This window comes from Actinomycetota bacterium, assembly GCA_040754375.1.
Taxonomy (GTDB): Bacteria; Actinomycetota; Acidimicrobiia; order Acidimicrobiales; family AC-14; genus JBFMCT01.
In genome coordinates this window covers 1-22,795 of sequence record JBFMCT010000035.1, presented here as the reverse complement: position 1 = coordinate 22,795, position 22,795 = coordinate 1, and the positions used below count along the sequence as shown (strand labels likewise).

Here is a 22,795-nt window from a genome sequence, read left to right as displayed (position 1 = left end):
CCATCCTCCTAGAAGTCCGGTTTCACGATCCGGTGGAGCCAAACGCCGCCGACGAGAAGCAGCCCGCCGGCGACGCCCAGCATGGCCAGGCCCTGACCGCTACCGGTGAGCTCGCCCAGGTAGGTCGGCTCCAGTGCGCGCATGGCCAGGGCCAGCCCGACGGGCAGGAGGAACAAGACGATGGCCGAGAGGCGACCCTCGGCGGAGAGGGTACGAACCTGGCGCCGGACCCGGTTGCGCTCCCGGATCGTCCCGGCCACGTTGTCGAGCACCTCGGCCAGGTCCCCGCCCACTCCACGATGGATCTCGAAGGCCTGCACGACCCAGCGGAGGTCCTCTGAACCTGTCCTCGCGGCCATCGCCTCCATGGCCTCCCCTTGTTCCCGCCCGAGGCGGGTTTCGATGACCACCCGGCGGAACTCAGAAGCAGTGGGCGCTTCGGCCTCGCGAGCGACGACGTCGAGGGCCTGGTTGAGCCCGTAGCCCGCCCTGAGAGCCCCCGACAGGGTCTGCAACGTGTCCCCCAGCTGGGCTACGAACTGCTCCCTTCGCCGGTAGGCCAGCACCCTTAGGGCCCCCCAGGCGGCCACGGGGGCGGCGACCGCACCGGCCAGGCCGGCGGCGGGCGAGGAGAACAACGCGCCTCCCAAGCCCAGCACTGTGCCCGCCGCTCCTGTCATCAGGACCAGTTCCGAGGGGCGCAGGTCGAGCCCGGCCCGCTCGAGGGCAGCGTGCAGGGCCGGCCCCCGGCTGGCGCCCGAGAGGGCTCTGTCGGCCACCGAGCGGCCCCAGTCAGCGAACCCGCTGACAGCGCGACCAGCCGATGCCCTCCGGCCCCCGCCCAGAGCCCTCGACCTTGGAGTGTGGAGGGCGAGCATGGGGACCGAGGCTGCCAGCAAGGCGGCGGCCACGAGCCCCAGGCCGGCGGTCAACGCCCACGACCGGCTGCTCCCGGGTACGGCAACGGTGGGCTGGGGCCGATCAGCCGGCCCGGCCACTGTAGCCGGAGCGGCGCCCTCCAACGCCAGCCGGGCACGGCCGTCGGCTCGGCCACCGGGCGTCTGCAGTGTGACGGCCACCTCGACACTGCCGCGGGCGGTCGTGGTCCACGTGATCTCGAACTGGCGGACGAGCTGGCGGACGATCCCGTCGAAGACGCCTTGCAGCGAGGCCGGGTCGCTGGCGGGCGCCACCCGGCCACCGGTGGCGGACGCCAGATCGGCCAGCGGCTGGCTGCGGCCCTCGGCCGTGGCCAGCTCGACGGCGAAGACGGGAACCGCGGCGGCCGCCAGGGCCCGGGCGACGTCGTCGAGCAGGGCCGCGCTGCCGGTGTCCCCGCCGTCCGAGAGCAGGACCACCGATCGACGCGCCTGCGGCCCGGCACCGGTCTGCGGTACACCTGGTGGCGGACCGGTTAGGACCGTGAGCGCGAGCGCCACGGCGTCGTACAAGGCCGTCTGGCCTCCCGCCTCGAGGGCTTCGATGGCCGCGGCGGTGGCGCCCCGGTCGGTGGTCCGGGCACTCAGCAACTTCGGAGCGGCCCCGAAGCCGATGACGGTCACAGGGGCCGTCGGCGGCAACTGGCCGACGAGCGAGCGGGCTGCGGCCTTGGCGGCCGTCAGCGCCGCCCCGGTCATGCTGCCCGAGGTGTCGATGACAAGGGCGATCTCGAGGTCGTCGGCCGGGAGCTCGCGAACCGTGAGGACCGGGCTGTGCCCTTGCTCGTCGACCCGGAAGGAGGAGCCGTCGATGGGTTGGCCACCCAGTGACGAGGGCGGCGCGGCCACTATCCGCACCAAGGGTTGGTCGGACACATCCACCGACACGACCGTGAGCTCGCCTGCCGGAGCACCCGTGGCACCGGTGGCCCCGCCCGTGACCTGGGCACCCAGGGGCGCGACGGCGGCCAGCGCCACGGCCAGAGCACCAAGGGCGGCTACCGCGGTCGCCATGGGCCGGGAGTACCGGGCGGCGGGGGACGGGCCGGTCACCGCCGGCGCCCGTTGGGCCCGGGGACGGGCACGAGGTGGTCGGGCGGGCCGCCGAGCAGGCGGGCGGGGACGGCCAAGCCGATGTCGGCCAGCCGGTCGGCGAAGGCGGGGCGGATGCCGGTCGGCTCCAGCCTCCCTCTCAACCGGCCCTCGTCGTCTACGCCCGCTCCGTAGTCGAACAGGTAGATGTCCTGCAGGCTGATCACCTGGCCCTCCATGCCGTTGACCTCGGTGATGTGGGTGACCCGCCGGCTGCCGTCGCGGAACCGGGCGACCTGGACGATGAGGTCGATGGCGGCCACCGCCTGCTCCCGGATGGCCCTCGACGGCAGTTCGATGCCGGCCATGAGGACCATGGTCTCCAGCCGGGACAGGGCATCGCGTGGGGAGTTGGCGTGCAGGGTGGACAGGGAACCCTCGTGGCCGGTGTTCATGGCCTGGAGCATGTCGAGGGCCTCGCCCCCTCTGACCTCCCCGACCACTATGCGGTCCGGGCGCATACGCAAGGCGTTGCGGACCAGGTCGCGGACCGACACCTCGCCCCTCTGCTCGATGTTGGCCGGCCGGCTCTCCAGGCGCACGACGTGGTCCTGGTGGAGCTGGAGCTCGACGGCGTCCTCGATGGTGATGATGCGCTCCTCCTCGGGGATGAACGACGACAAGACGTTGAGCAGGGTCGTCTTGCCGGTGCCGGTCCCCCCCGACACGAGGATGTTCAGCTTGCCCACTACGCACAGGGCGAGCAGTTCGGCCGTCTCGCGGGTCCACGACCTCAACCGGATGAGGTCGGCCACCTCGAGGGCCTGGGTGGAGAACTTGCGGATGGTGAGCGAGGGCCCGTCGACGGCCAGGGGCGGGATCACCGCATTGACGCGGGAGCCGTCGGGGAGCCGGGCGTCGACCATGGGCGACGACTCGTCGACCCGCCGACCGACGGCGCCCACGATGCGCTCGATGACCTGGCGGAGGTGGTCCTCGTTGGTGAACCGTGAGCCCGTGGCGTACAACCGTCCTGCCCTCTCCACGTAGATGGGCCGGGTCCCGTTGACCATGATCTCGGTCACCTCGGTGTCGTCGAGGAACCGCTGCACCGGCCCGTAGCCGAGGATGTCCTCGCTGATCTCGTCGACCAGCCGCTGGCGCTCGGCCGTCGTCAGGGGCGCAGGCCCGGACTCGAGGGTGGACTGCAGTTGGGTGGCCACCAGCTCCCGGAGCTGCTCCGTCGTGGTCCCTGGCTGGTAGAGCCGCGCCCCCAGCCGCGTGTAGAGCTCCTCTTGGGCACGCTGCTTGAGGTCGGCGAGGGGGTCCTTCGACCTGTCTGCCTTCCGGGCTCTCATTGGCCGCGTCCGGGGCGGCTCACCGCCCGGGACCGGCACCCCCGCGGCGGTGCTGCGTACTCGCTGGCCGAGGTTCACGGCTCCCTCCTCTGGCTCTGGCCGTTGCGGCGTGCCGGGCTCACGACCAGGAACCGGTAGACGAGCTGGCTCAGGGCACGCGCCGCCGGGGACCGGGGGTCGGAGGTGATCACCGGGGAACCCTGGTTGATCGAGATGGGGACGGTGCGAGACGACGGGACCGAGATGTCGACGGGCATTCCCAGGGTCTGTTCGATGTCGCGCTTGGCCAGGCCCACCCGGGCGTCGGACCGGTTCAGGACGATGTGGCGGGTGGCCTGGGTCATGCCCAGCAGGTCGAGGGCGTCGAGCGACTTGCGCATGCTGCGCACGCTCGGGACGTCGGTCGCGCATACCAGCACGATGTCCGACGAGTGCTCGACGGCGGTGAGGGCGTGCTCGTCGAGGCCGGCCGCGGTGTCGACCACCACGTAGGCGAACTCCCCGGCCAGCAGGTCGATGACGTGACCGACCGTCGAGGGCTTGACGTCGTCCGCCTCGGGCGGGAAGGCCGGGGCACAGAGGGCGTAGAGGCCGTCCGGATGGGCCTCGAGGAACACCTTGAGGGCGGTCGGGCTGAGCCGGCCGTTGGCCCGGGCCACGTCGGCCATGGTCGAACGGCCGGGCAGGGACAGGGCGCTGGCGACGTCACCGAACTGCAGGTCGAGATCGACGATCACCACCCGGCCGGGGGCGCTCTTGCCCAGCCCGGTGGCCAGGTTGGTGGCGAGGGTGGTCTTGCCCGAGCCGCCCTTGGAACCGAGCACGGTGATGACGCGGCCCTTCCCCACCTCGGGGGCCACTCTGGCGGCCGACAGGCGACGGCGGGCAGCCGCCTCGGCCACCCGGGTCAGGACCTCGCGTAGTTCGGGCCCGGACGAACCGGGGGCGACGAGGTCGCGGGCCCCGGCCCGCAGGGCCAGTTCGTAGGTCCGGGGGGAGGGTTTGGCCACGACCACCGTGCAGACGTCGGGCCTGGCCCGGTCGAAGGCGGCGGCCAGGTCGATGGCCTCGTCGGTGGCCAGTCCCGGACCGAGGACGACGACCGCCGAGTCCGGCGCTCCGACGGCCTCGACCGCCTGCTGGGGGTGCATGCGGGCCAGTTGCTGGTCCCATACGCGCTCGCCCTCGTACTCGCCGTCGAAGGCTTGCTTGACCGACGCCTCGAACTCGGCGTCGGGGGTGACCAGGATCACGGGGTTCATCCGTTCACAGCTCCTCGGGTCTGAACTTTCGTACCGGACTCGCTGGCGGCCAGGGGCTGGCGGGAGAGCCACAGCCTCCCGTGCTCGGCCGCGAAGACCACTCGCTCGGCTGAGGGGGCGTCGACGGCCAATGTCACGAGCACCGTTCCCGTCAGGGCGGGCTCCGAGCTGGTAGCCGCAGCCTTGGGGGCGTTGCCGTCCGAGGACCTCACGTCGGTGACCAGCACCTTGTGGAGGATGAGGTGGGTCGTCTCGGCCGTGCCGTCGAACGAGGCGATGACACCGACCGTGTCGCCCGCCCTCAGCGTCCCCCCGAGGGCTCGCACCGCCTCCAGGGCCACCGTCACCTCCTGCAGGCCTGGGGGGACGGCCGACGCGGCCACCTGGGCGGGGTCGGCGAAGCGGGCCGCGACCACCTGCTCGCCGGGCACGAGGTCGACGGCCGCCACCTTGCCGGCGAGGGAGCCGAGGTCGGCTACCGCGCCGGTGGCTCGGACCTTGACCGGTACCGACTCGGCCCTCACCAAGGGGAGGAGTTCCTCCGACCTGGTCCCCTTGGGGGCGGGGGCCGTGAGAACGAGCACGTCGGCCACCTCCGTGCCCTGGAGCGCACGCTTCTCGGCGTCGTTCACGTACGTGGCCAGCAGGACTGTGCCGGCGGCGGCCAGCACCACCGCTGCGGCGACCCCTGCTGCTCTGGTCCTGGCGATGTTCATATGGGCTCTCCTATGACACGAGTCGGACAACCGACACGCCGAAGTCACCGCCGCCTATGGGGCCGGCGGCACTGACGTCGACGAAGTGGGTGAAGGTGCCCGACACGCACGTGTCGGGGGAACTGCAAGGCACGGGGCTGCCTCCGGCCCGCCCTGGGAAGCGGTACCCGTCCAGTACGAAGGCGCCGAACCCGACGATCCGGTAGAGGGCGTTGGTGCCCGAAGGGACGATCCGGTCGAAGACCGGGATCAGCACGGTCTTGCCCAGCAGGGCCGCCAGGTCGCACGCCGCCGGGACCGAGGCGCCCGTCCGGGCCGAGGCCTCGTTGCCGGCGCTGAGGGCCACCGAGCACCCTCTGCCAGGGTCGCCGTCCAGCCACCCGAACCCGCCCGCGACGTCGGACCCGTTGGGCCCGAGGGGGCATGTCTGCGCCTTGGAGTTGGTGTTGTGGAACAGCACCCGGCGGGCCGTCCCGAAGCCGGCGGCGGCCAGCTCGCATGGGGAGATGGCCAACGGGATGACGGTGGCCGAAGCCGGAGGCCCCCACCGGGCGGTAGCTTTCGCCCTCACCGTCTCGCCCGTGAGGCCGATGACCCGGGCGAAGCTGAACGGTACGAGCGGGCTGCCGCCCGGCTCACGGGTGCTCGTCCGGACGGTGACCGTCCCGTTGGCCCGGTCGACCATGGCGAAGTCGACGGTGGCGGCCCCGTCCAGGGCGTTGCCGTCGGCGTAGGGCGCGGCCGCCAGGGCGGCGCTGGCGTCAGTCGCGCACTCGCCCGTCGTCGTGCTGGCGGCGCAGCTCTGGGCCACCGCCAACGCGGCCGCGTCCGCGCCGTTCTGGAGCTCGCGCCGCTCCTGGAGCAGGGCGCCGACGTCGATGACGAAGGCGGCCATGATCATGACCGTCACGGCCAGCACGGCGACGAGCACCAGGGTGGCGCCGTCCTCGGAGCGTCGGGGGACCGGGTGGAGTGCCATCAGCCACCACAGCGGACGACGCCGCGGGCGGTGATCGTCCACGTGCCGTCCCGGAAGAAGGGGACGTCGTAGGTGAACGGGTAGGTGGCCACCACGGTCACGTTCTGGGGCCCCGAGGGCGTGGCCGGGCAGGGGGTCAGGACGCTCACGGCGATGGCTTCGGTGTCCAAGCCGGGGGCGGCCTGGCGGACGGCCTCGGTGACTGCGGCTGTCACCGAGGCACTGTCGGTGGAGAGGGCGGCGGCCCGTGCGCCGTCGCGCACGGCCGCAGTCAGCTCGATCTTGGCGTTGTAGGCCTGCCCGAACTCGATGATGGCCATCAGCATCAGGACGAGGACGGGCAGGACCAGGGCCAGCTCGACCGCCGCCGCCCCTTCCTGGCGGGGCGAGGCCCCAGCTCGGCGGGCCCTGGTCGCGTCCTGCCTCGAGGTGGCGTTCAAGCCGACACCAGCACCTGGTCGCGCTCGCCGTTGGCCGCGACCGGCGTGGGCGGGGCGAAGGCCCGCGTCTTGGGCGTGGTGAGGGCGTGCACGGGCCCAGCGACCGAGAGCCGCGCCGACTGGAGCAGAGCCGCCATGCCGAGGCCGCCGACGCTGGGGGTGTCGAGGGCCCTGCGCTTCATTTCCTTCTCCATGTGGGTCGTGGCCCGCCTTCTGGTCGGCCTCCATCTGTTCCTGTACCGATGATCGGCAATCGGCGGAGGCTGGGACCGGGCCGAAAGTCCCGGATTTCCCGAGGGGGGGCCGGTCGGGCGCCCCGGACGGTCGGCGTTGTCCCCTCGGAGGGGCGGAAGAGGTGGCTATCTGGGGGTATCCGCCACCTGGGGGCGGCGCCACGTAAGACTTCTCACGCGATCCGCCTACGGCACAGGAGTGATGTATGAACCGACGAGAGCTGGTGAACGCGACCGCGGCCCACACCGGCCTGGAACCGAAGATGGTCGATCAGGCCCTCAAGGGCATGACCGAGGTCATCATGGCCGTCAACGCCAAGGGGGAGCCCGTGGCGATCTCGGGCTTCGCCAAGTTCGCCCGGGTCGACCGGCCTGCTCGTGTCGGCCGTAACCCGGCCACAGGTGAGCCCGTGAAGATCAAGGCGTCCAAGCGGGCCAAGATCACCCCGCTGAAGGGCTACAAGGACGGCGTGATGTCGATCTCGGCCGCCCCCAAGCTGGCCAAGGGCGTATGGCCCCCGGCCCCCGCTGCGCCCAAAGCGGCCAAGGCCCCGGCCAAGGCGGCCAAGGCGCCGGCCAAGGCGGCCAAGGCCCCGGCCAAGGCGGCACCTGCGGCCCGCAAGGCCCCGGCGGCCAAGGCGGCCAAAGCCCCGGCCAAGGCGGCTCGGGCCACCAAGGGCTGACCGGCAACGAACACCGGTCCCGGCGCGCTCACCACGGAAGGGGGAGCGTGGGCGCGCCGGGACCGGAGAGCTTGGGGTCAGCTGAAGCGGGGCTCGTCCATCCGGGCCAGGCTCTCGTTCTTGTGGACCCGTTCGTCGTGACCGATCTGGCGGAACAGGTCGGCCACCGACTCGTAGTGGCCGTACTCCTCGGCGAACAACCCGTCGTAGGGCTCGTCTTCGAACTCGGGGTTCTCCTGCACGAACAGGGCGTACTCGTGCTCGGCGTGGTCCTCGAAGTCGGCGTTGAGCCCGTAGCTCCACCGGGGCTTGATGGCGTAGAGCGCCCAGGAGAGCTGGTAGTAAGCGAAGGCCAGCAGCTGGGGGAACACCCGGTAGCGCAGGAAGCTCTCCCGCCGGCCCGAACGGTCGACGAGCTCCTCGAGGATCAGCAGGTGCCACTGCTCGTTGTCCTGCTGCTCGCGGCTCTCGTGTACGCGCTCGAAGATGCGGCGGGCGAACGACGGCCGCGAGTAACGGTGGGTCACGGCCACGTAGGCCACGTGCTCCCAGGCCTGGTAGGGCACCCGGGCCACGACCTCGAGGACCTTGAACTTCGAGAGCGTGCGGGCCCGGCCGTAGATGAGGTCGAGGAGCAGGAACAGACCTCGGGCGGCCACGCCGTAACGACGGCGGGGCGACGCCAGCGTGCGCGCCTGCTCGATGCGGAGCTGGGTGGGACTGAGCTTCGGCGGCCCCTCGGGGAGAGCGGTCGCCGGTTCCGGAGAGCTTGTGAAAGTTTTCACAAGACCAAGGTAGCGCGTCGGCGCGACTCTGTCATCGGTTTTCCGGCGAACGGGAGGTAATCGTGGTCAAGGAGTTCAGAGCCTTCATCCTCAGGGGCAACATGGTCGACCTGGCCGTGGCGGTCGTCATCGGGGCGGCCTTCGGGGCAGTGGTCACCTCGTTGGTCGAGAACATAATCACGCCGATCATCGCCATACCCGGTTCGGCCAACTTCGAAGACCTGGCCATCACCGTCGGCGGCAGCGAGATCCGCTACGGACTGTTCGTCAACGCCCTGCTGTCGTTCCTCACGATCGCCGCAGCCGTCTTCTTCTTCGTGGTCAAGCCCATCAACCGGCTCATGGCCAGACGCAAGACCGAGCCCGAGGTCGAGTCGACCACCCGGGACTGCCCCGAGTGCCTCAGCTCCATCCCCCGGGGCGCTCGCCGCTGTTCGTTCTGTACCGCCCAGGTGACACCCGCCTGAGCCCTACCGCTCACCCGGGCCGCTCCCGCTGACGCCCCTAGGGGGACGGGGCGGGGCAGTATGGCGGTCATGGCCCGTGGCTCCACCCGCCGGCGAGCAACGCCCGGGGCCGGGCGACCGTCGGCACGCGCCGTGAGGGCGGCGTGGGGGGTGACCGTGCCCCTGGCCGGCTTGGCCGGGGCCCGCCTGGCGGGGGTCGACCGCCATCCTGCGCTGTCGATGGCCAACGCCGGGACACCCTTCGTCTACCTGCCGGCGTGGGCCGCCTTCGCGGTCGGGGTCGCCGCCCGCCGCCCCGTCCTGGCCACGGTGGCCGCCAGCGTGAGCGCGGCCCACGCCGTATGGACCGCCCCCGAGCTGAGCGGGCCACGCCCGCTCCCGGCAGCCGCGGCCGGGGCGCCTCGCCTCCGGGTGGTCTCGTCCAACATCCGCTACCCCCTGGAGGACTCGACGGCCCTGGGCGAGGAACTGGCGTCGGCTGGTGCCGACGTGCTGCTGCTGCAGGAGCTGTCGCCCGAGCATGTGCGCATGATCAAGGCGTCGGGGGCGCTCGACCCCTTTGCGTACTCCTACGTCGACGCCCGCCACGGTTCGTTCGGCTCGGGGATCTGGAGCCGCTACCCGTTGTCGAAGGCCGAGACGTGGGCCCCGGGCGGCCTGCCCATGACCCGGGCCGTCCTCGACGTGGAGGGCCGGGCGGTGCGCGTGTACAACGTCCACTGCAAGGCCCCCATGCGCCGGCGCTGGGTGCCGGTGTGGAAGGTCCAATTGGCCGAGATCAGGGCCGAGGTGGAAGCCAGTGTGCTTCCCGCCGTCGTGGCCGGCGACTTCAACGCCACCTACGGCCATGCCCCGTTCCGCCACCTGCTGGCGGGCGGGTTACGGGACGCCCACGTGGAGGCCGGTCGGGGCCTGGCCACCACTTGGCCCCGGGGCGGCCGCCCGTTCCCCGCCCTGTTCCGGGTCGACCACGTGCTGGTCACCGCCGGCCTGGCGGTGGAGGCCGCCAGGGAGGGCCGGGGCCCGGGCAGCGACCACCGCCCCGTGATCGCCGACCTCGTGGTCACAGCCCACCCCGCGGGTCTCGCCGAGTAGCGGCCCGGGCGTCGCCCCCGGTCGGTGGCGCCGGGCCAGTAGGGGGCCCGCCCGCCCCGTCGGGCCGACGGTACGAGCGGTCTATTCAAGGGCCGGCAGGGCCGCCGGCGCGCAGGTCAACGAACGCGGGTCGTCGCCGGCGAGGGCGGCCATGCGGGCCGCGGCCTCGTCGAGGCGGGCCTCGGGCAGTTCGCCCGTCTCGACGGCTTCCACCAGTGCGTCGCGCATCCAGCGAGCCGACCACCCGTCGGTGCCGAGGACTCCGTCGGCACCTGCCGCAATCGCCTTGACGGTGGCCCGGCCGTAGTCCCAGCGCAAGTTGACGGCCCCCATCCCGATCGAGTCGGTAATGGCCACCCCGGCGAACCCCAGGTCCCGCAGGAGCCGGTAGGCCGGCTGGGAGAGGCTGGCAGGCACGCCCGGTTCGATGGCGTCGAAGGCCACGTGGCCCATCATGACCACAGGGGCACCGGCGCCGACGAGGCGGCTGAAGGGCCGCAGGTCTGTGCCCACCAGGTCCTCGAGCGGAGTGTCGACGGTGGGCGCCGTGAAGTGGTCGTCCTCGTCTGTGCGACCGTGCCCCGGGAAGTGCTTGACCACGGGCACGACCCCGCCGTCGACCATCCCCCGGGCGTAGGCGAGGGCGTAGGTGGCGGCCGTCTCGGGGTCGTCGGAGTAGGACCGGTCGCCTATGACGCCGTCCCACGGCCCGGCGTCGAGGTCGGCCACCGGGGCCAGGTTCACGTCCACGCCCAGGTCGTCGAGGAGCTGGGCACTGGCACGGGCCGCGTCCCGCACGTCGTCGGGCGTGCCCTCGGCCGCCATGCGACGAGCCGACGGCTCGGGACCGGTGATGGCCCCGAACGTCTTGACCCGGCCGGGCTCCTCGTCGGCCGACACGACCAAGGGCCGGCGCGAACGCTCCCGCAGGGCCGATACCAGGGAGCGGACCTGGTCGGTGCTCTCCACGTTGGCATGGGTGAGCAGGACGCCTCCGACCCCCACGTCGGTCACCTCGGCCACGAGGGGGTCGTCGGGCCCGGTCGTCTCGGGCAGGCCGACGACCAGGGTGCGGGCCGCCCGTTCGGCCAAGGAGGCGGGGGTGCAGATCACGACCTCGACGGGCGCCGACATCCGCTCGCCCCGTCCCGCTGCGACCAGGGTGGCCACCGTCGTCGGGGGGGCGAAGGACGGCCCGGGCCAGCCCGCCCCGGCAGTCCGGTCCCCGGTACCCCTGGTCCCCAGGGCGGCCACGGCCATGGCCGCCATGAGGACGGCGGCCACCCTGGCGCGCCGCCCGCCGGTCACTGACCCCACCCCGGTCCCGGCCGGGCGCTCAAGGTGGGAACCTAGGAGGGTGGTGTCCAAACGCAGGTCGGCCGCCTCGGCGCGCAGCGCCGAACGCGAAGGACACCAGCCTCCTAGTAGGGAGCCGGGCGACGTCGAGTCGATCGCCGAACGCTTCGAGGGCCTCGGCCGGGTGGTCCAGACCGAACGAGCCCCCTACGGGCATATCCACCAAACATGGTTCGCCATCGGCTCGACCGGGGCCTGCGCGGTGGTCCAGCGGCTCAACGACCGGGTGTTCCCCGACTGCGAGCTGGTGGCGGCCAACGTGGCCCGGGTGTCGGCCCACCTCGTCGTCCGGGCGGAGTCGGCGTCGCCCCCTCGGCAGGCCCTGCGGGTGCTGCGTACCCGGGAAGGCGAGGTCCTGGTCTTCGACGGCCAGGGGGGGACATGGAGGGCTTTCGCCGCGGTCAGGGGTGCCACCTGCCATCCCGTAGTCCCGAGCCCCGAGGTGGCCTTCGAGGTCGGCCGTACTCTCGGCCGCTTCGCCGTGGACCTCGCCGACCTTCCGGGCCCGGCCCTGGTCGAACCCATCGGGGGGTTCAAGGACTTCGAGGGCCGCCGCCGGGAACTGGACAGAGCGGTGGAGGAGGACGCCTTCGGGCGGGTGGCGTTGTGCGCCCGGGAGATCGAGGCCGTGCGGGCCCGTCACCGCCTGGCCGAAGCCGTGGAGAGGGCGCGCCACGAAGGGCTCTTACCCACCCGGACGGTCCACAATGACGCCAAGGCGGCCAACGTGCTCGTCGACAGTGCGACCGGGGAGGGGGTATGTGTCATCGACCTCGACACGGTGGCCCCCGGGACCGTCCTGTTCGATATCGGGGACCTCCTCCGATCGGCGACCGTGACAGTCGCCGAGGACACTACCGACCTACCCTCCCTGGCCGTGTGCGACAACCACCTGGTGGCCGCCCTGCGCGGCTACCTCTCGGAGGCGGGCCGGCTGCTGACCACGACCGAGAAGGAGATGGTCCCGCTGGCCGGCCCGCTCATGGCCTACGAGAACGCCATGCGGTTCCTCACCGACCACCTCGACGGGGACCGCTACTTCGGGGCCGACCGTCCCCGTCACAACCTCGACCGGGCACGGGCCCAGCTCCGGGTCCTCGACGCCCTGGCCGGTGCCCGCTCCCGCGTCGCCGAACTGGTCGCCCGTGGCTGACCCTCGCGCTCCGCTTCATGGGGGCCGGGCCCCCGAGGACGGGTGGCGCTGGCGGGTGTGGGTCGATGGGCGCGTGGTCGAGCCCGGCCAACCGCACCCCACGGCCACCGTCGAGGTGGTCGAGGACCGGGCCCCCGGCGGCGCAGAGGGCGCAGTCCCCTCGGACCCGTCAGTCGTGCGCCGACGCCTGCGGGTCGTGGGGACGGGGCACTTGGAGCGGTTCGAGGTCGAGCCCCTCGTCGGCGGCCGCCCCCTCCCGCCGGTGGCGGGACCAGCCGACGACCGGGCGCTGGGCCAGCCCCAGGTGGGCCGGGGCTGGTTCGCCACCGTCGCCCATCCGGGGGCCGAGGGCCTCTCGCTGGCCGTCGACACCGACCTGGGGAGCGGCCCGTGGGTCTCGCCCCCGGCCATGGTGGGCCGGACGCCCCCGGGCCGCGAGCTGTCCGGGTTCTGGGACGAGGTCGACCGGGCCCGCCCGGCTCCCCCCCGGGTCGTGACCCTGGCCAACAACTGGTACCAGCTCGGCTTCGCCGGCAACATGTCCGAGGCCACGGTCCTCGCCGAGCTGGAGGGCTTCGGAGAGGTCGCTCGGCGCCACCGCCTCGACCTCGACTTCTACTGCCTCGACGACCCGTGGGACGGGGGATGGGAGCCGTCGGCCGGCCTGTGGGGACGCCTCGATCCCGCCCGCTTCCCCGGGGGGCTCGGGGCCCTTCAGGCGACGGCCCAGCGGGTCGGCGTGGGCGGGATCGGGCTGTGGGTCAGCCCCTTCGGGGGCTATTTCGACCGCCACGACCAGCGGGTGGCGTGGGGCCGTGCCCAAGGCTTCGAGGTCCACGACGGGGACTGGCCCTGCCTGTGCCCGGCCGGGGACACGTACCGGCGCCACTTGGCGGGCTCGCTGGGCCGCTTCGGGGCGGCCGGGGTGGGTTACTGGAAGCTCGACGGGGCCCAGTTCGACTGTCCCGAGGCCACCCACGGCCACCGGGGGCGGACCGACCAGATGGACCGCTTCGCGGCCCTGCTCGACGGGCTACGGGCGGCCGGGCCTCCTGGCACGGTGCTGGCCTTCACCACCGGGTCGAACCCGTCCCCGTGGTGGCTGCGCCACGCCGACTTCCTGTGGCGGGGCGGGCTGGACGACGATGCGCCGGCGGGCTTCGACGGCGGCCGCCACGAACGGTTCGCGACCTACATCGACTCGTGCCTCGACGCCCTGCGCCCCACGGCCCTGCCGGTCTCGGCCATAGTCACCTTCAGCGTCGTGGAGAACGAGGCCCGGGCCTACCAGGAGGAGGGGGAAGGGCCCGAGGAGTGGGAGCGGCACTGCTGGCTGCTGGCCGCCCGGGGGAGCCATCACCATGACCTGTACGTAGCCCCGGGCTCCCTGCGCCCGCCCGAGTGGGACGCCTTGGCCCGGGTGCTGCGCTGGTCCCGGGCCAACCAGCAGGCCCTGGCCCGCAGCCGCATGGTGGGGGGCCGGCCCCAGGCGGGTGAGCCCTACGGGTTCGTGGCTGAGGGCGCCGGCCAGGTGATCGTGTGCCTGCGAAACCCGGCGGGCCAGCCGCAGCAGATATCGATCGAGGTCCCTCCGGTGGCCCGCCTGGTCCCGGTCTGGGGCGGCCCGGTCATCCCCTCGCCGGCCCAGGGCGCATCCTCAACCGTCCGGGCCGAGCTCGGGCCGTTCGAGGTGGTGGTGGCTCAGGGCCCGTTGTTGCCGGCCCCGTGAGGGGGGTGACCGATGGCCGCCAGGAACCCGTCGGGGTCGTCGAGGCTCACCCACAGCTTGCGCAGGGTCACCTTGACGCCCAGCACCCGGGCCCTGGCCCGGGGGTCGATCCTCACCTCTACGACCCCGAGGCCCGAGCCGTTGACGATCCAGTGGCCCGACCACCCGTGCACGCCCCACGCCGTCCACACCCGCCCGTGACGGGCGGCGCCCACGATCGAAGCGCGGGGGACCGTGGCCCGAAAGCCGATGCCCATGCGTACCTCGACCCGGTCGTCGGTGACCTCGACCCATGAGACCCGCCGGCCCATGCCCAGCGCACCCATGAGCACGGCGTGGAACGGGTGGAACCGGATCGGGTAGCGGGTCGTGGTCATCGTCGGGCTGTCCTCCGGGCCATGGCGGTGTAGCCCGAGAGCGTAGGGGCCGGTGGTGGCCGGTGGAGGCGGGCGGGCCCGGGCCCCGTGGGGCGGGCACCGTGGCAAGCTGGCCTCGACAATGACAACCGCCGTCATCGTGGACGCCGTCCGCACCGCCATCGGGAAGCGCAACGGCCGCTTGCGCGACTGGCACCCCGTCGACCTCGCCTCCGAGCCCCTCAAGGCTCTGGTCGAGCGCAACCACCTGGGCCCGGCGTGCGTGGACGAGGTGATCATGGGCTGTCTGACCCAGGCGGGCGAGCAGGCCCTCAACATCGGACGCAGCGCCGCGCTGGCCGCCGGCTTCCCCGAGTCGGTCCCCGCTGTGACCGTCGACCGCCAGTGCGGGTCGTCCCAGCAGGCCCTCCACTTTGCGGCCCAGGGGGTGATGGCCGGCGTCTACGACGTGGTCATCGCCGCGGGTGTGGAGTCGATGACCCGGGTGCCCATGGGGTCGTCGATCGTGCACGGCCCGGGCAAGCCGTTCGGTCCCCGGGTCAACGAGCGCTACCTCCGCGACGGTGGCCTCGTGCCCCAGGGCATCTCTGCCGAGATGATCGCCGAGCAGTGGGGCTTGTCTCGCGAGGAGCTCGACGCCTACAGCCTCGAGAGCCACCGCCGGGCCGTGCAGGCCGCGTCCGAGGGCCGGTTCAGGTCGGAGATCGTGCCCGTCGTGGTCGAGGGGCAGCGCCGCAAGGAACGGTTCGAGGTCGACGAGGGCCCCCGGCCGGGCACCAGCGCCGAGGCCCTGGCCTCGCTGAAGCCCTCGTTCCGCCCGGACGGGGTCGTGACCGCCGGCAACTCGTCCCAGCTGAGCGACGGGGCGGCCGCCGTCCTGGTGACGAGCGAGGCCCGGGCGGCCGAGCTCGGCCTCGTGGCGCGCGCCCGGTTCGTGGCCTTCGCCACCGCGGGCGTGAGCCCCGTCCTCATGCTCACCGGCCCGGCCCCGGCCACCACCAAGGTCTTGGAGCGGGCCGGCCTCGGTCTCGATGACATCGACCTGTTCGAGGTGAGCGAGGCCTTCGCCCCCGTGGTACTGGCCTGGGCACACGACACTGGGGCCGACCTCAGCAAGGTCAACGTGAACGGCGGTGCCATCGCCCTCGGCCATCCCCTGGGGGCGTCGGGTGCCCGCACCCTGGCCACCCTGGTCAACGAGCTGGAGCGCAGCGAGGCCCGTTACGGGCTCCAGGTCATGTGCGAGGGTGGCGGGATGGCCAGCGCCCTGGTCGTCGAAAGGATCGAAACGCTCGAAAGGACCGGCCCGCGGTGATGGAGGTCGTCTACTTCCTTGTCAAGCTGGCCATGGCCGTGGCCGTCTTCGTCGTGATCATGCGGATCGGGATGATGATGCTGGGGGGCCTGGCCCGCAAGCACGAGCCCCCGGCGCCGGGCGAGGTCCGCAAGGTGAACCTCCGGTACCGGTGCTCTGTCTGCTACGCCGAGGTGCGGATGGTGCAGGCCAGCGAGGAGATGCCTCCTCCGCCCCGCCACTGCCAGGACGAGATGGACCTCATCGCCAATCCCTACGACTGATATCCACAGGTTGTGGACGGCGTGGGGAATGTCAGTGGAACTTGGTGGCGGTTATGAACCCGACTGTGATCAGACCCAGCCCGACCATGAGGTAGACGTTGCTGGGGTCGGACCCGGGCAGCACGTTCACGTAGTTGAGGATGATGATCAGCATGCCCACGATCAGGCAGGAGAACATGACGATCGGCACCCAGATGGGGCTGACCTTCTCGGCCCTGGGGACAGGGGGCGTGTAGCGGGAACTGGCCGGGGGAGTAGTCCTCTTGGTGGGCCCGGGCCGAGGCCGAGGCCCGGGCTTCTTGGCCCCCACGCGGTCGGTGTCAGACGGGCCACCGGCGCTCGTCCCGGCCCCCGTACTGGCCTCCGCGTCCTCGCCTGGTCCTTTGGTGCCGGGCTCGGGAGCATCCTTCGACGAGCCCTTGGCCACGGCCCTGGCGGCCGCATCTTTGGCCGACGGGCGGGCGGGGCGGGCCACGTCGGTCTCGCCCACGTGGCGGCCCGCGGTCTTGGCCGGCCGCGCCTTGGCGGCCGGGCGCGTGTTCCTGCTCTTCCCCTTGGCCATGGCGCCCAGCCTAGTTTGCTCGGGCGCAGAGCCCGCAGGCCAGGCGCTACCTTCGCAACCCATGGGCCCCCGGGTGCTGGTCATCGACAACTACGACTCGTTCGTCTACAACCTCGTGCAATACCTGGGTGAGCTCGGGGCCGAGCCCGATGTCCACCGCCACGACGAGCTCACGGTCGAGGAAATAGCGGCCGCCGCTCCCGACGCCGTGCTCATCTCCCCCGGCCCAGGCCGCCCCGAGGACGCGGGCGTCTCGAACGCCGTGATCGAGCACCTGGCCGGGCGGTTCCCTATCCTCGGGGTCTGCCTGGGCCACCAGTGCATCGGCCAGGTCTACGGGGGTGACGTCGTGCGGGCGCCCGAGATCGTCCATGGCAAGACCTCGCTCGTCCACCACCGCGGCCAAGGCGTCCTGGCCGGCCTGCCCCAGCCCTTCGAGGCCACCCGCTACCACTCACTGGTCGTCGACCGGGCCACCCTGCCACCCGTCCTGGAGGTGACGGCCGAGACCGAGGACGGGGTGATCATGGCCCTGCGCCACCGGGACCTGCCGGTCGAGGGTGTGCAGTTCCACCCCGAATCGGTCCTTACCCCCGCCGGTAAGCAGCTGCTTACCAATTTCCTCGACCTCACCCGACCCTGACCCCGGGCCCGCGCCGGCCCGGCGTCAGGGGACCGTCGTGGTGGTCGTGGTGGGCGCGGTGGTGGTCGTCTGGACGGGTGCGGTGGTGGTGGGGCCGACGGTCGTGGTCGGGGCCGACGTGGTGGGCGGGGCGGTGGTCGCGGGTGCGCCCGAGGACACGACCATGGTCACCGTCGAGCCCCGGGCCAGCGGTGTCCCCGCCCCCGGTTCGGTGCGGATCACGTTGCCGCTGGCCACCGATGCGTCGGTGGTGGTGGTGCGTTCGACGTTGAAACCAAGGCCCCGAAGCTCGTTGGCGGCCTCGCCTTCAGGCACGTTGAACAGCGAAGGCACGTTCACCTGTTCGGGGCCGCTGGACACGGTGAGGATGACGACCGAGCCCTTGGGGGCCTGGCCATCGCGGGGGTTCTGATCGAGGACCTGGTCGCGGGGCGCGTTGTCGTCGGCTCTCGGGCGGGTCTGAACGACGAACTCGGCGTTGGTGAGCGTCGCCCGGGCGTCGGCCAGGGGCTGGCCCACGACGTCAGGGACGTTCACCATCTCCGCCCCGGCTGCCACCCTGAGCTCGACGGTCGAGCCCCGGCGGACCCGCTCGCCGCTGGCCGGGTCCTGCCGGAACACGTTGCCTGGCTCGGCCGTGTCGCTGGGCTCGGTGACGATGCGTACTTCGAGGCCCGCGTCTTCGATCTTGCGCTCGGCCACGGCCTGGGTGTCGCCCACCACGGGCGGCACGACGACCTCGCTCACCCCCCCCACCCCGAGGGTGCGGGCCAGCAGGTAGAGCATGCCTCCGAGGATGACCAGCAGGACGGCCAGGATCACGATGTAGGTGCTGGTGCGGGCGGGCGGGCGCTCGTCCTCGTACTCCTCTTCCTCCACGAGCACGTCGGCTGGCCGGGACATGACTCGCGTGCCGTCGGCCGCCACCGGTTCGCCGCCGCCGCCGACCGGGCGCATCACCCCGGTGGCGGCCGCCGCGCCGGCCCCGGCTCCCGCTCCGGGCGGACCACCGTGGCCTCCGCCCTGGCTCGGCCGGGCCATGCCGGGCGCGGCCATGGCGGCCACCGGCCGGCCCTGGGCGAAGCGCAGCAGGTCGGCCCGCAACGAGTCGGCCGAGCTGTAGCGGTTCTCCCGCCGCTTGGCCATGGCCGCCATGACGATGGCCTCGAACGGCCGGGGTACGTCGGGGTTGAGGCGGCTGGGCGGCACCGCCGGTTCGCGGACGTGCTGGTAGGCGATGGCCACCGGGCTGTCGCCCGTGAACGGGGGCCGTCCGGTCACCATCTCGTAGAGGACGACCCCCAGGGAGTAGACGTCGCTGCGGGGGTCGATGGCTTGGCCCTGGGCCTGTTCGGGGGAGAAGTAGGTGGCCGTGCCCATCACCGCGCCGGTCTGGGTGAGGCTCTCGGCCGGGTCACCCGCCCGGGCGATGCCGAAATCGGTCACCTTGACCATGCCGGCGATCATCACGTTGCCGGGCTTCACGTCCCGGTGGATCACGCCGTTGCGGTGAGCGAAGCCCAGGGCGGCCGCGATGTCGGCCCCGATCTCGGCGGCCCGGGTCGGGTGAAGGGGACCGTCGGCCCGCACGACCTCGCGCAGTGTGCGCCCGTCGACGTACTCCATGACGATGAAGTAGGTGCCCGACTCTTCACCCCAGTCGTAGATCGAGACGATGTTGGGATGGTTTAGACCGGCGGCGGCGCGTGCCTCCCGCCGGAAGCGCTCGACGAACGACTGGTCGGCCGCGAACTCGGGGAACAGCACCTTGAGGGCCACCGGGCGGTCGAGGAGCTGGTCGTGGGCCAGGTAGACCTCGGCCATGCCGCCACGGGCCAAGTGGCGGACGATCCTGTAACGGTCGTTGAAGATGCGCTCAGCCATGCTCGCTGGCACCTCCCACCATTGGCCTCACGAGCCACAAGCCTACGGCCCCCCCGGCTCCGCCTCCTAAAGCGTCCGGACGGGCCGGCGGGGAGGCCGATCGCCGGCGGCCGGGTGCGTCAGCCACCCAACGCCGCCTGGATCACGGCCCGGGCGATGGGGGCGGCCAGACCCCCGCCGGTGGCCTCGTCGGCTACCGGCAGGTCCTCGAGCATGACGGCCACGGCAATCTGAGGATCGTTGGCCGGGGCGAAGCTGATGAACCACACGTGGTTGGTGTCGAGCCCCGTCTGGGCCGTGCCCGTCTTGCCCCCGACCTGGACGCCGGCGATGCGGGCCGCCGTCCCCGTGCCGTTCTGCACGACGCTCACCATCATGTCCTTCACGGCCGTGGCCACCCCCGAAGGGACGGCTCGCAGCCACTGGCTGGGCTCATAGGTCTCGACGAGGTTGCCCTCGCCGTCGCGAACCTCTTTGAGCACGTGAGGAGTCATGATCACCCCGTTGTTGGCGATAGCGGCGGCCACCATGGCCATCTGCAGGGGGGTGGCGGCCACGTCCTGCTGGCCGATGGCCGACTTGGCCAGGCCAGGCCGGTCCTGGGCGAATGCGCTGGCCTCGGGGAAGACCGAGGACACCGCGAAGGGCAGGTCGATGGGAGGCTCCTTCCCGAAGCCGAAGTCGGCCGCTCCGCCCGAGAGGCGCTCGGCCCCGAGGTCGAGGCCGAGCTGGGCGAAGGCGGTGTTGCACGACACCCGCAGGGCGTCGGCCAGGTTGCCGCCGCAGCTCGAGCCGCCGAAGTTGCGCAGCGTCTGGCCGCCGGCGTCGGGCAGGGGCAGCTCGGACAGCACCGGGTAGACGGGCTGGCCCGGGGTGGCCGCCCCGGTGGCCAGGGCGGCCGCCGCCGTGACCACCTTGAACGACGACCCCGGGAAGTAGCGCTCACGGTAGGACCGGGGCAGCAGGGGCTTGTCGGGGTCGGCGTTGAGCTCGTCCCACGCGGCCCGCACCTCGGAGAGGTTGTGGCTCGACAGGCGATTGGGGTCGTAGGACGGGTAGTCGACCATGGCGAGGATGGCGCCCGTGCGGGGGTCGAGGGCGACGACCGAGCCCTTGCGTTCACCGAGCTGGGCGGCGGCCACCTCCTGCAGCCGCTTGGAGACGGTCAGGGTCACGTCGCCGACGCGCTCGCGGGTGACCAGCAGGTCCGACAACTTCTCGATCTGGAAGCGCTGGTCGCGGCCCACGAGCTCGGCGTTGTAGCTGCGCTCGACGCCCTCTCCGCCGAAGGTGAACGAGAAGAACCCCGTGAGGTGGGCGAACAACTCACCTTCGGGGTACTCCCGCAGGCGCTCGAACTCGTTGTCGGTCTCGACCGAACGGGCCAGCACGACCCCGTCGGAGGTCTGGACCACACCCCGGGGGCGGGAGAAGTCCCGCACGATGGCCCGGGTGTTGGCCGGGTGGTTGTTCAGGCCGTCGGCCGCGAAGATCTGCAGGTAGTTGACCTGGGCGAAGAGGGCCACGAACAGCACCATGATGCCGATGCCGAGGCCCCTCACCTGGCGGTTCACGCCGCCCCCACCTGGGTCTGGTCACGGCTGGCGGCCTGGGCCTGCTCCCGGCTGGCCTGGTCGTCGGACAGGCGCATGAGCAGGGCCAGCAGCACGTAGTTGGACAGCAGCGAGGACCCGCCGTAGGAGATGAACGGCAGCGTGATCCCCGTCAGCGGCACCAGGCGGATGACCCCGGCCACGATGATGAAGCTCTGGAAGCCCAATATGGCCGTCAGGCCGGTGGCCAGGAGCTTCTCGAACGGCGGCTCGGCCCGCAGGGCGATGCGCAGGCCGGCCCCGACCATGAGCAGGAAAGCGACCAGGACGGCCGACGCCCCCAGCAGGCCCAGCTCCTCGCCGATGGCCGCGAAGGCAAAGTCGGTGGTTACCGCCGGGATCCGGTCAGGGCTGCCTTGGGACAGGTTGGTCCCCGCGAACCCGCCCGCCGCGAACGCGAACAGGGCCTGGACGATCTGGAAGCCTTCCTCGGTGGCCACCGGCCATGGGTCGAGCCAGATGCTGACCCGGTCGCGAACGTGGCCGAACATCGACCACGCCAGGTAGGCCCCGGCGCTGAACAGGGCTCCGCCCACGATCAGGTAGGCGACCCGCCCGGTGGCGACCCACAGCAGCGTGATGAACAGGGCGAAGAACAGCAACGACGACCCCAGGTCCTTCTGGAAGACCATCACGACCAGTGACACGCCCCACATGAGCACCAGCGGCCCGAAGTGCTTGAGGTCGGGGAAGGGGATGGGCCCGAGCTGGAGGCGGGCATGGCTCAGCAGCATCTGCTTTTCGACCAGGTAGGAGGCGAAGAAGATGCACAGGGCGATCTTGGCCAGCTCGCCGGGCTGGAAGTTCACGGGACCCAGGCGCACCCACAGCCGGGCCCCGTTGATGTTCTGGCCGACGATGGGCAGCAGGGGCATGAGCAGCAGGGCGAGGCCCACGAAGGCCAGCGTGTAGCGGAACCGCTCCATGTCGCGGGCCCGGCGGACCACGTACAAGGTCAGGATGAACCCGCCGATGGCCACCGCCGTCCACAGCGCCTGCAAGGCCGCCAGGTCGCGGTCGAGGCGGGCGATGAAGATGTAGCCGATCCCGTTGAGGAGGCCGGCCAGGGGGAGCAGGATGCCGTCCGCGCCCGGTGCCAGCACCCGGGTGGCGATGTGGGCCGCGGCCAGCAACCCGAGGATGACCAGCAGGAAGGGCAGCAGGTTGGCCGGGAGCGAGGCGTTGCGGCCCAGGCTGGCCAGCACGTAACCGCCGGCGGTGATCAGCCCGGCCAGCAGGATGAGGCCCAGCTCGGTGTTGCGACGGACGACGGCCATCATGGCGGCGGGCCCTGGGTCGTCGATGTCGCCCCGCCGGCTGTGGGGGTGGTGGTGGGGGTGGCCGGTCCCGGGTCGAAGGGCGGCAGCACGGTGGTGGTTACCGCCGTCCTGCGCAGGTTCTCGACGTAGCGGTCGGCGTCGGCTCGCGACGGTTCCTCCTTGCCGGCCCGCAGCTCGTCATGCTTGGCCGGCAGGACCTCGGCCAGGTCGAGCCCGGCTCGTTCGACCAGGGTCGGCTCGAACCACAGGAAACCGCCGGGTCGTCCTTGGTAGACGGCCACCTCGTCGGCGTCGGTGAGGCTCACGAAGTAGGCGCTACGGGCGTACCAGGCCACGCTGGCCGCGACCACGCCGAGCACGGCCACGAAGGCCACCAGAAAGGCGCCCACCCGCCACGTGAACCGGCGTGGCCGGGGCTGGCCGGCCAGGGGTGGTCGGCGCTCGGCCGCCCGCTCCGTCCAGTGCGGGGCTCCGCTGCCGGTACCGGGGCCCCCTTCGGCGCGGCCGTCGGGGAGGGCGCCGGGCAGGCGGGCCCCGGCGGGGCGGGTACCGGTGCGGCCCGCTGGACTGCGCCCGGGGGGGCCCGCGGCTGGGGGGTTGGCGCCCACGCCCCGTGCCGGCATGGCCGGAGT

At 72.2% G+C, this 22,795-nt stretch carries 23 protein-coding genes; 8 read left to right on the top strand and 15 right to left on the bottom strand.

Annotated features, from left to right (window positions below):
- Window positions 1-8 precede the first annotated feature (8 nt).
- The 7 genes from AB1673_13535 to AB1673_13505 form a co-directional block, all read right to left on the bottom strand.
- Entirely contained in the window at window positions 9-1,952 is a 1,944-nt protein-coding gene (locus AB1673_13535) for a type II secretion system F family protein (protein MEW6154989.1), read from the bottom strand.
- Between the two features lie 35 nt (window positions 1,953-1,987).
- A complete protein-coding gene (locus AB1673_13530) occupies window positions 1,988-3,328 on the bottom strand; it encodes a CpaF family protein (GenBank protein MEW6154988.1) in 1,341 nt (446 codons plus the stop codon).
- A 74-nt stretch (window positions 3,329-3,402) separates the two neighbouring features.
- On the bottom strand, window positions 3,403-4,590 hold the full coding sequence (locus AB1673_13525) for an AAA family ATPase (protein MEW6154987.1): 1,188 nt from the start codon (window positions 4,588-4,590) through the stop codon (window positions 3,403-3,405).
- Entirely contained in the window at window positions 4,587-5,306 is a 720-nt protein-coding gene (locus AB1673_13520; GenBank protein MEW6154986.1) for an RcpC/CpaB family pilus assembly protein, read from the bottom strand. The genes AB1673_13525 and AB1673_13520 overlap by 4 nt, the downstream gene beginning before the upstream one ends.
- Window positions 5,307-5,316: 10 nt before the next feature.
- Window positions 5,317-6,285, bottom strand: coding sequence for a pilus assembly protein TadG-related protein (locus tag AB1673_13515; protein ID MEW6154985.1), 969 nt, complete (start codon window positions 6,283-6,285; stop codon window positions 5,317-5,319).
- Complete coding sequence (locus AB1673_13510; protein ID MEW6154984.1) at window positions 6,285-6,725, bottom strand: TadE/TadG family type IV pilus assembly protein; 441 nt, start codon at window positions 6,723-6,725, stop codon at window positions 6,285-6,287. Before AB1673_13510 ends, AB1673_13515 begins: the two co-directional genes overlap by 1 nt.
- Window positions 6,722-6,907 (bottom strand): hypothetical protein, encoded by a 186-nt coding sequence (locus tag AB1673_13505; protein MEW6154983.1) that lies wholly within the window; start codon window positions 6,905-6,907, stop codon window positions 6,722-6,724. The genes AB1673_13510 and AB1673_13505 overlap by 4 nt, the downstream gene beginning before the upstream one ends.
- Window positions 6,908-7,164: 257 nt before the next feature.
- Here AB1673_13505 and AB1673_13500 point away from each other — a divergent pair, with 257 nt between their 5' ends.
- Window positions 7,165-7,641 (top strand): HU family DNA-binding protein, encoded by a 477-nt coding sequence (locus AB1673_13500; protein MEW6154982.1) that lies wholly within the window; start codon window positions 7,165-7,167, stop codon window positions 7,639-7,641.
- Window positions 7,642-7,718: 77 nt separating this feature from the next.
- On the opposite strand, the gene AB1673_13495 is transcribed toward AB1673_13500, so the two are convergent.
- Complete coding sequence (locus tag AB1673_13495) at window positions 7,719-8,426, bottom strand: alternative oxidase (protein MEW6154981.1); 708 nt, start codon at window positions 8,424-8,426, stop codon at window positions 7,719-7,721.
- Between the two features lie 62 nt (window positions 8,427-8,488).
- On the opposite strand from AB1673_13495, the gene mscL reads away from it, so the two are divergent.
- Window positions 8,489-8,893 (top strand): large conductance mechanosensitive channel protein MscL, encoded by a 405-nt coding sequence (mscL, locus tag AB1673_13490; GenBank protein ID MEW6154980.1) that lies wholly within the window; start codon window positions 8,489-8,491, stop codon window positions 8,891-8,893.
- 132 nt (window positions 8,894-9,025) lie between these two features.
- Window positions 9,026-9,988: an endonuclease/exonuclease/phosphatase family protein gene (locus tag AB1673_13485; GenBank protein MEW6154979.1), complete on the top strand. Its 963-nt coding sequence runs from the start codon at window positions 9,026-9,028 to the stop codon at window positions 9,986-9,988.
- Window positions 9,989-10,069: 81 nt separating this feature from the next.
- Here the strand turns inward: AB1673_13485 and AB1673_13480 are convergent, their stop codons facing one another.
- Window positions 10,070-11,296 (bottom strand): glycoside hydrolase family 3 N-terminal domain-containing protein, encoded by a 1,227-nt coding sequence (locus tag AB1673_13480; protein MEW6154978.1) that lies wholly within the window; start codon window positions 11,294-11,296, stop codon window positions 10,070-10,072.
- 52 nt (window positions 11,297-11,348) lie between these two features.
- On the opposite strand from AB1673_13480, the gene AB1673_13475 reads away from it, so the two are divergent.
- Together AB1673_13475 and AB1673_13470 are read left to right on the top strand one after the other, a co-directional pair.
- Window positions 11,349-12,497 carry an aminoglycoside phosphotransferase family protein gene (locus AB1673_13475; GenBank protein ID MEW6154977.1) on the top strand — a complete coding sequence of 383 codons (1,149 nt, stop codon included), beginning with the start codon at window positions 11,349-11,351 and terminating at the stop codon, window positions 12,495-12,497.
- Window positions 12,490-14,226, top strand: a complete 1,737-nt coding sequence (locus tag AB1673_13470) for a hypothetical protein (protein ID MEW6154976.1) — start codon at window positions 12,490-12,492, stop codon at window positions 14,224-14,226. Before AB1673_13475 ends, AB1673_13470 begins: the two co-directional genes overlap by 8 nt.
- Here the strand turns inward: AB1673_13470 and AB1673_13465 are convergent.
- Window positions 14,199-14,603, bottom strand: coding sequence for a hypothetical protein (locus tag AB1673_13465; protein MEW6154975.1), 405 nt, complete (start codon window positions 14,601-14,603; stop codon window positions 14,199-14,201). The genes AB1673_13470 and AB1673_13465 overlap by 28 nt on opposite strands.
- 121 nt (window positions 14,604-14,724) lie before the next feature.
- On the opposite strand from AB1673_13465, the gene AB1673_13460 reads away from it, so the two are divergent.
- On the top strand, window positions 14,725-15,918 hold the full coding sequence (locus AB1673_13460) for a thiolase family protein (GenBank protein MEW6154974.1): 1,194 nt from the start codon (window positions 14,725-14,727) through the stop codon (window positions 15,916-15,918).
- Window positions 15,915-16,181: a hypothetical protein gene (locus AB1673_13455; GenBank protein MEW6154973.1), complete on the top strand. Its 267-nt coding sequence runs from the start codon at window positions 15,915-15,917 to the stop codon at window positions 16,179-16,181. Before AB1673_13460 ends, AB1673_13455 begins: the two co-directional genes overlap by 4 nt.
- Before the next feature lie 31 nt (window positions 16,182-16,212).
- Here the strand turns inward: AB1673_13455 and AB1673_13450 are convergent, their stop codons facing one another.
- A complete protein-coding gene (locus AB1673_13450; GenBank protein ID MEW6154972.1) occupies window positions 16,213-16,743 on the bottom strand; it encodes a cell division protein CrgA in 531 nt (176 codons plus the stop codon).
- 61 nt (window positions 16,744-16,804) lie between these two features.
- Here AB1673_13450 and AB1673_13445 point away from each other — a divergent pair, with 61 nt between their 5' ends.
- Window positions 16,805-17,386: an aminodeoxychorismate/anthranilate synthase component II gene (locus AB1673_13445; GenBank protein ID MEW6154971.1), complete on the top strand. Its 582-nt coding sequence runs from the start codon at window positions 16,805-16,807 to the stop codon at window positions 17,384-17,386.
- Window positions 17,387-17,410: 24 nt separating this feature from the next.
- Here the strand turns inward: AB1673_13445 and pknB are convergent, their stop codons facing one another.
- From pknB to AB1673_13425, 4 genes are all read right to left on the bottom strand, one after another.
- On the bottom strand, window positions 17,411-19,270 hold the full coding sequence (gene pknB, locus AB1673_13440) for a Stk1 family PASTA domain-containing Ser/Thr kinase (GenBank protein ID MEW6154970.1): 1,860 nt from the start codon (window positions 19,268-19,270) through the stop codon (window positions 17,411-17,413).
- A gap of 119 nt (window positions 19,271-19,389) precedes the next feature.
- Window positions 19,390-20,844, bottom strand: coding sequence for a penicillin-binding protein 2 (locus tag AB1673_13435; GenBank protein MEW6154969.1), 1,455 nt, complete (start codon window positions 20,842-20,844; stop codon window positions 19,390-19,392).
- Window positions 20,841-22,163: an FtsW/RodA/SpoVE family cell cycle protein gene (locus AB1673_13430; GenBank protein ID MEW6154968.1), complete on the bottom strand. Its 1,323-nt coding sequence runs from the start codon at window positions 22,161-22,163 to the stop codon at window positions 20,841-20,843. The genes AB1673_13435 and AB1673_13430 overlap by 4 nt, the downstream gene beginning before the upstream one ends.
- Window positions 22,160-22,795: hypothetical protein (locus tag AB1673_13425; protein MEW6154967.1), on the bottom strand; the 636-nt coding region annotated here is incomplete at its 5' end. The genes AB1673_13425 and AB1673_13430, both read right to left, overlap by 4 nt.

What these genes read in the sequence shown, in the direction of transcription:
- AB1673_13535 (MEW6154989.1), bottom strand. Translation starts at nt 1,952, where the DNA reads ATGGCGACCGCGGTAGCCGCCCTTGGTGCTCTGGCCGTGGCGCTGGCC.
- AB1673_13530 (MEW6154988.1), bottom strand. Translation starts at nt 3,328, where the DNA reads ATGAGAGCCCGGAAGGCAGACAGGTCGAAGGACCCCCTCGCCGACCTC.
- AB1673_13525 (MEW6154987.1), bottom strand. Translation starts at nt 4,590, where the DNA reads ATGAACCCCGTGATCCTGGTCACCCCCGACGCCGAGTTCGAGGCGTCG.
- AB1673_13520 (MEW6154986.1), bottom strand. Translation starts at nt 5,306, where the DNA reads ATGAACATCGCCAGGACCAGAGCAGCAGGGGTCGCCGCAGCGGTGGTG.
- AB1673_13515 (MEW6154985.1), bottom strand. Translation starts at nt 6,285, where the DNA reads ATGGCACTCCACCCGGTCCCCCGACGCTCCGAGGACGGCGCCACCCTG.
- AB1673_13505 (MEW6154983.1), bottom strand. Translation starts at nt 6,907, where the DNA reads ATGAAGCGCAGGGCCCTCGACACCCCCAGCGTCGGCGGCCTCGGCATG.
- AB1673_13500 (MEW6154982.1), top strand. Translation starts at nt 7,165, where the DNA reads ATGAACCGACGAGAGCTGGTGAACGCGACCGCGGCCCACACCGGCCTG.
- AB1673_13465 (MEW6154975.1), bottom strand. Translation starts at nt 14,603, where the DNA reads ATGACCACGACCCGCTACCCGATCCGGTTCCACCCGTTCCACGCCGTG.
- AB1673_13460 (MEW6154974.1), top strand. Translation starts at nt 14,725, where the DNA reads ATGACAACCGCCGTCATCGTGGACGCCGTCCGCACCGCCATCGGGAAG.
- AB1673_13450 (MEW6154972.1), bottom strand. Translation starts at nt 16,743, where the DNA reads ATGGCCAAGGGGAAGAGCAGGAACACGCGCCCGGCCGCCAAGGCGCGG.
- AB1673_13445 (MEW6154971.1), top strand. Translation starts at nt 16,805, where the DNA reads ATGGGCCCCCGGGTGCTGGTCATCGACAACTACGACTCGTTCGTCTAC.
- pknB (MEW6154970.1), bottom strand. Translation starts at nt 19,270, where the DNA reads ATGGCTGAGCGCATCTTCAACGACCGTTACAGGATCGTCCGCCACTTG.
- AB1673_13430 (MEW6154968.1), bottom strand. Translation starts at nt 22,163, where the DNA reads ATGATGGCCGTCGTCCGTCGCAACACCGAGCTGGGCCTCATCCTGCTG.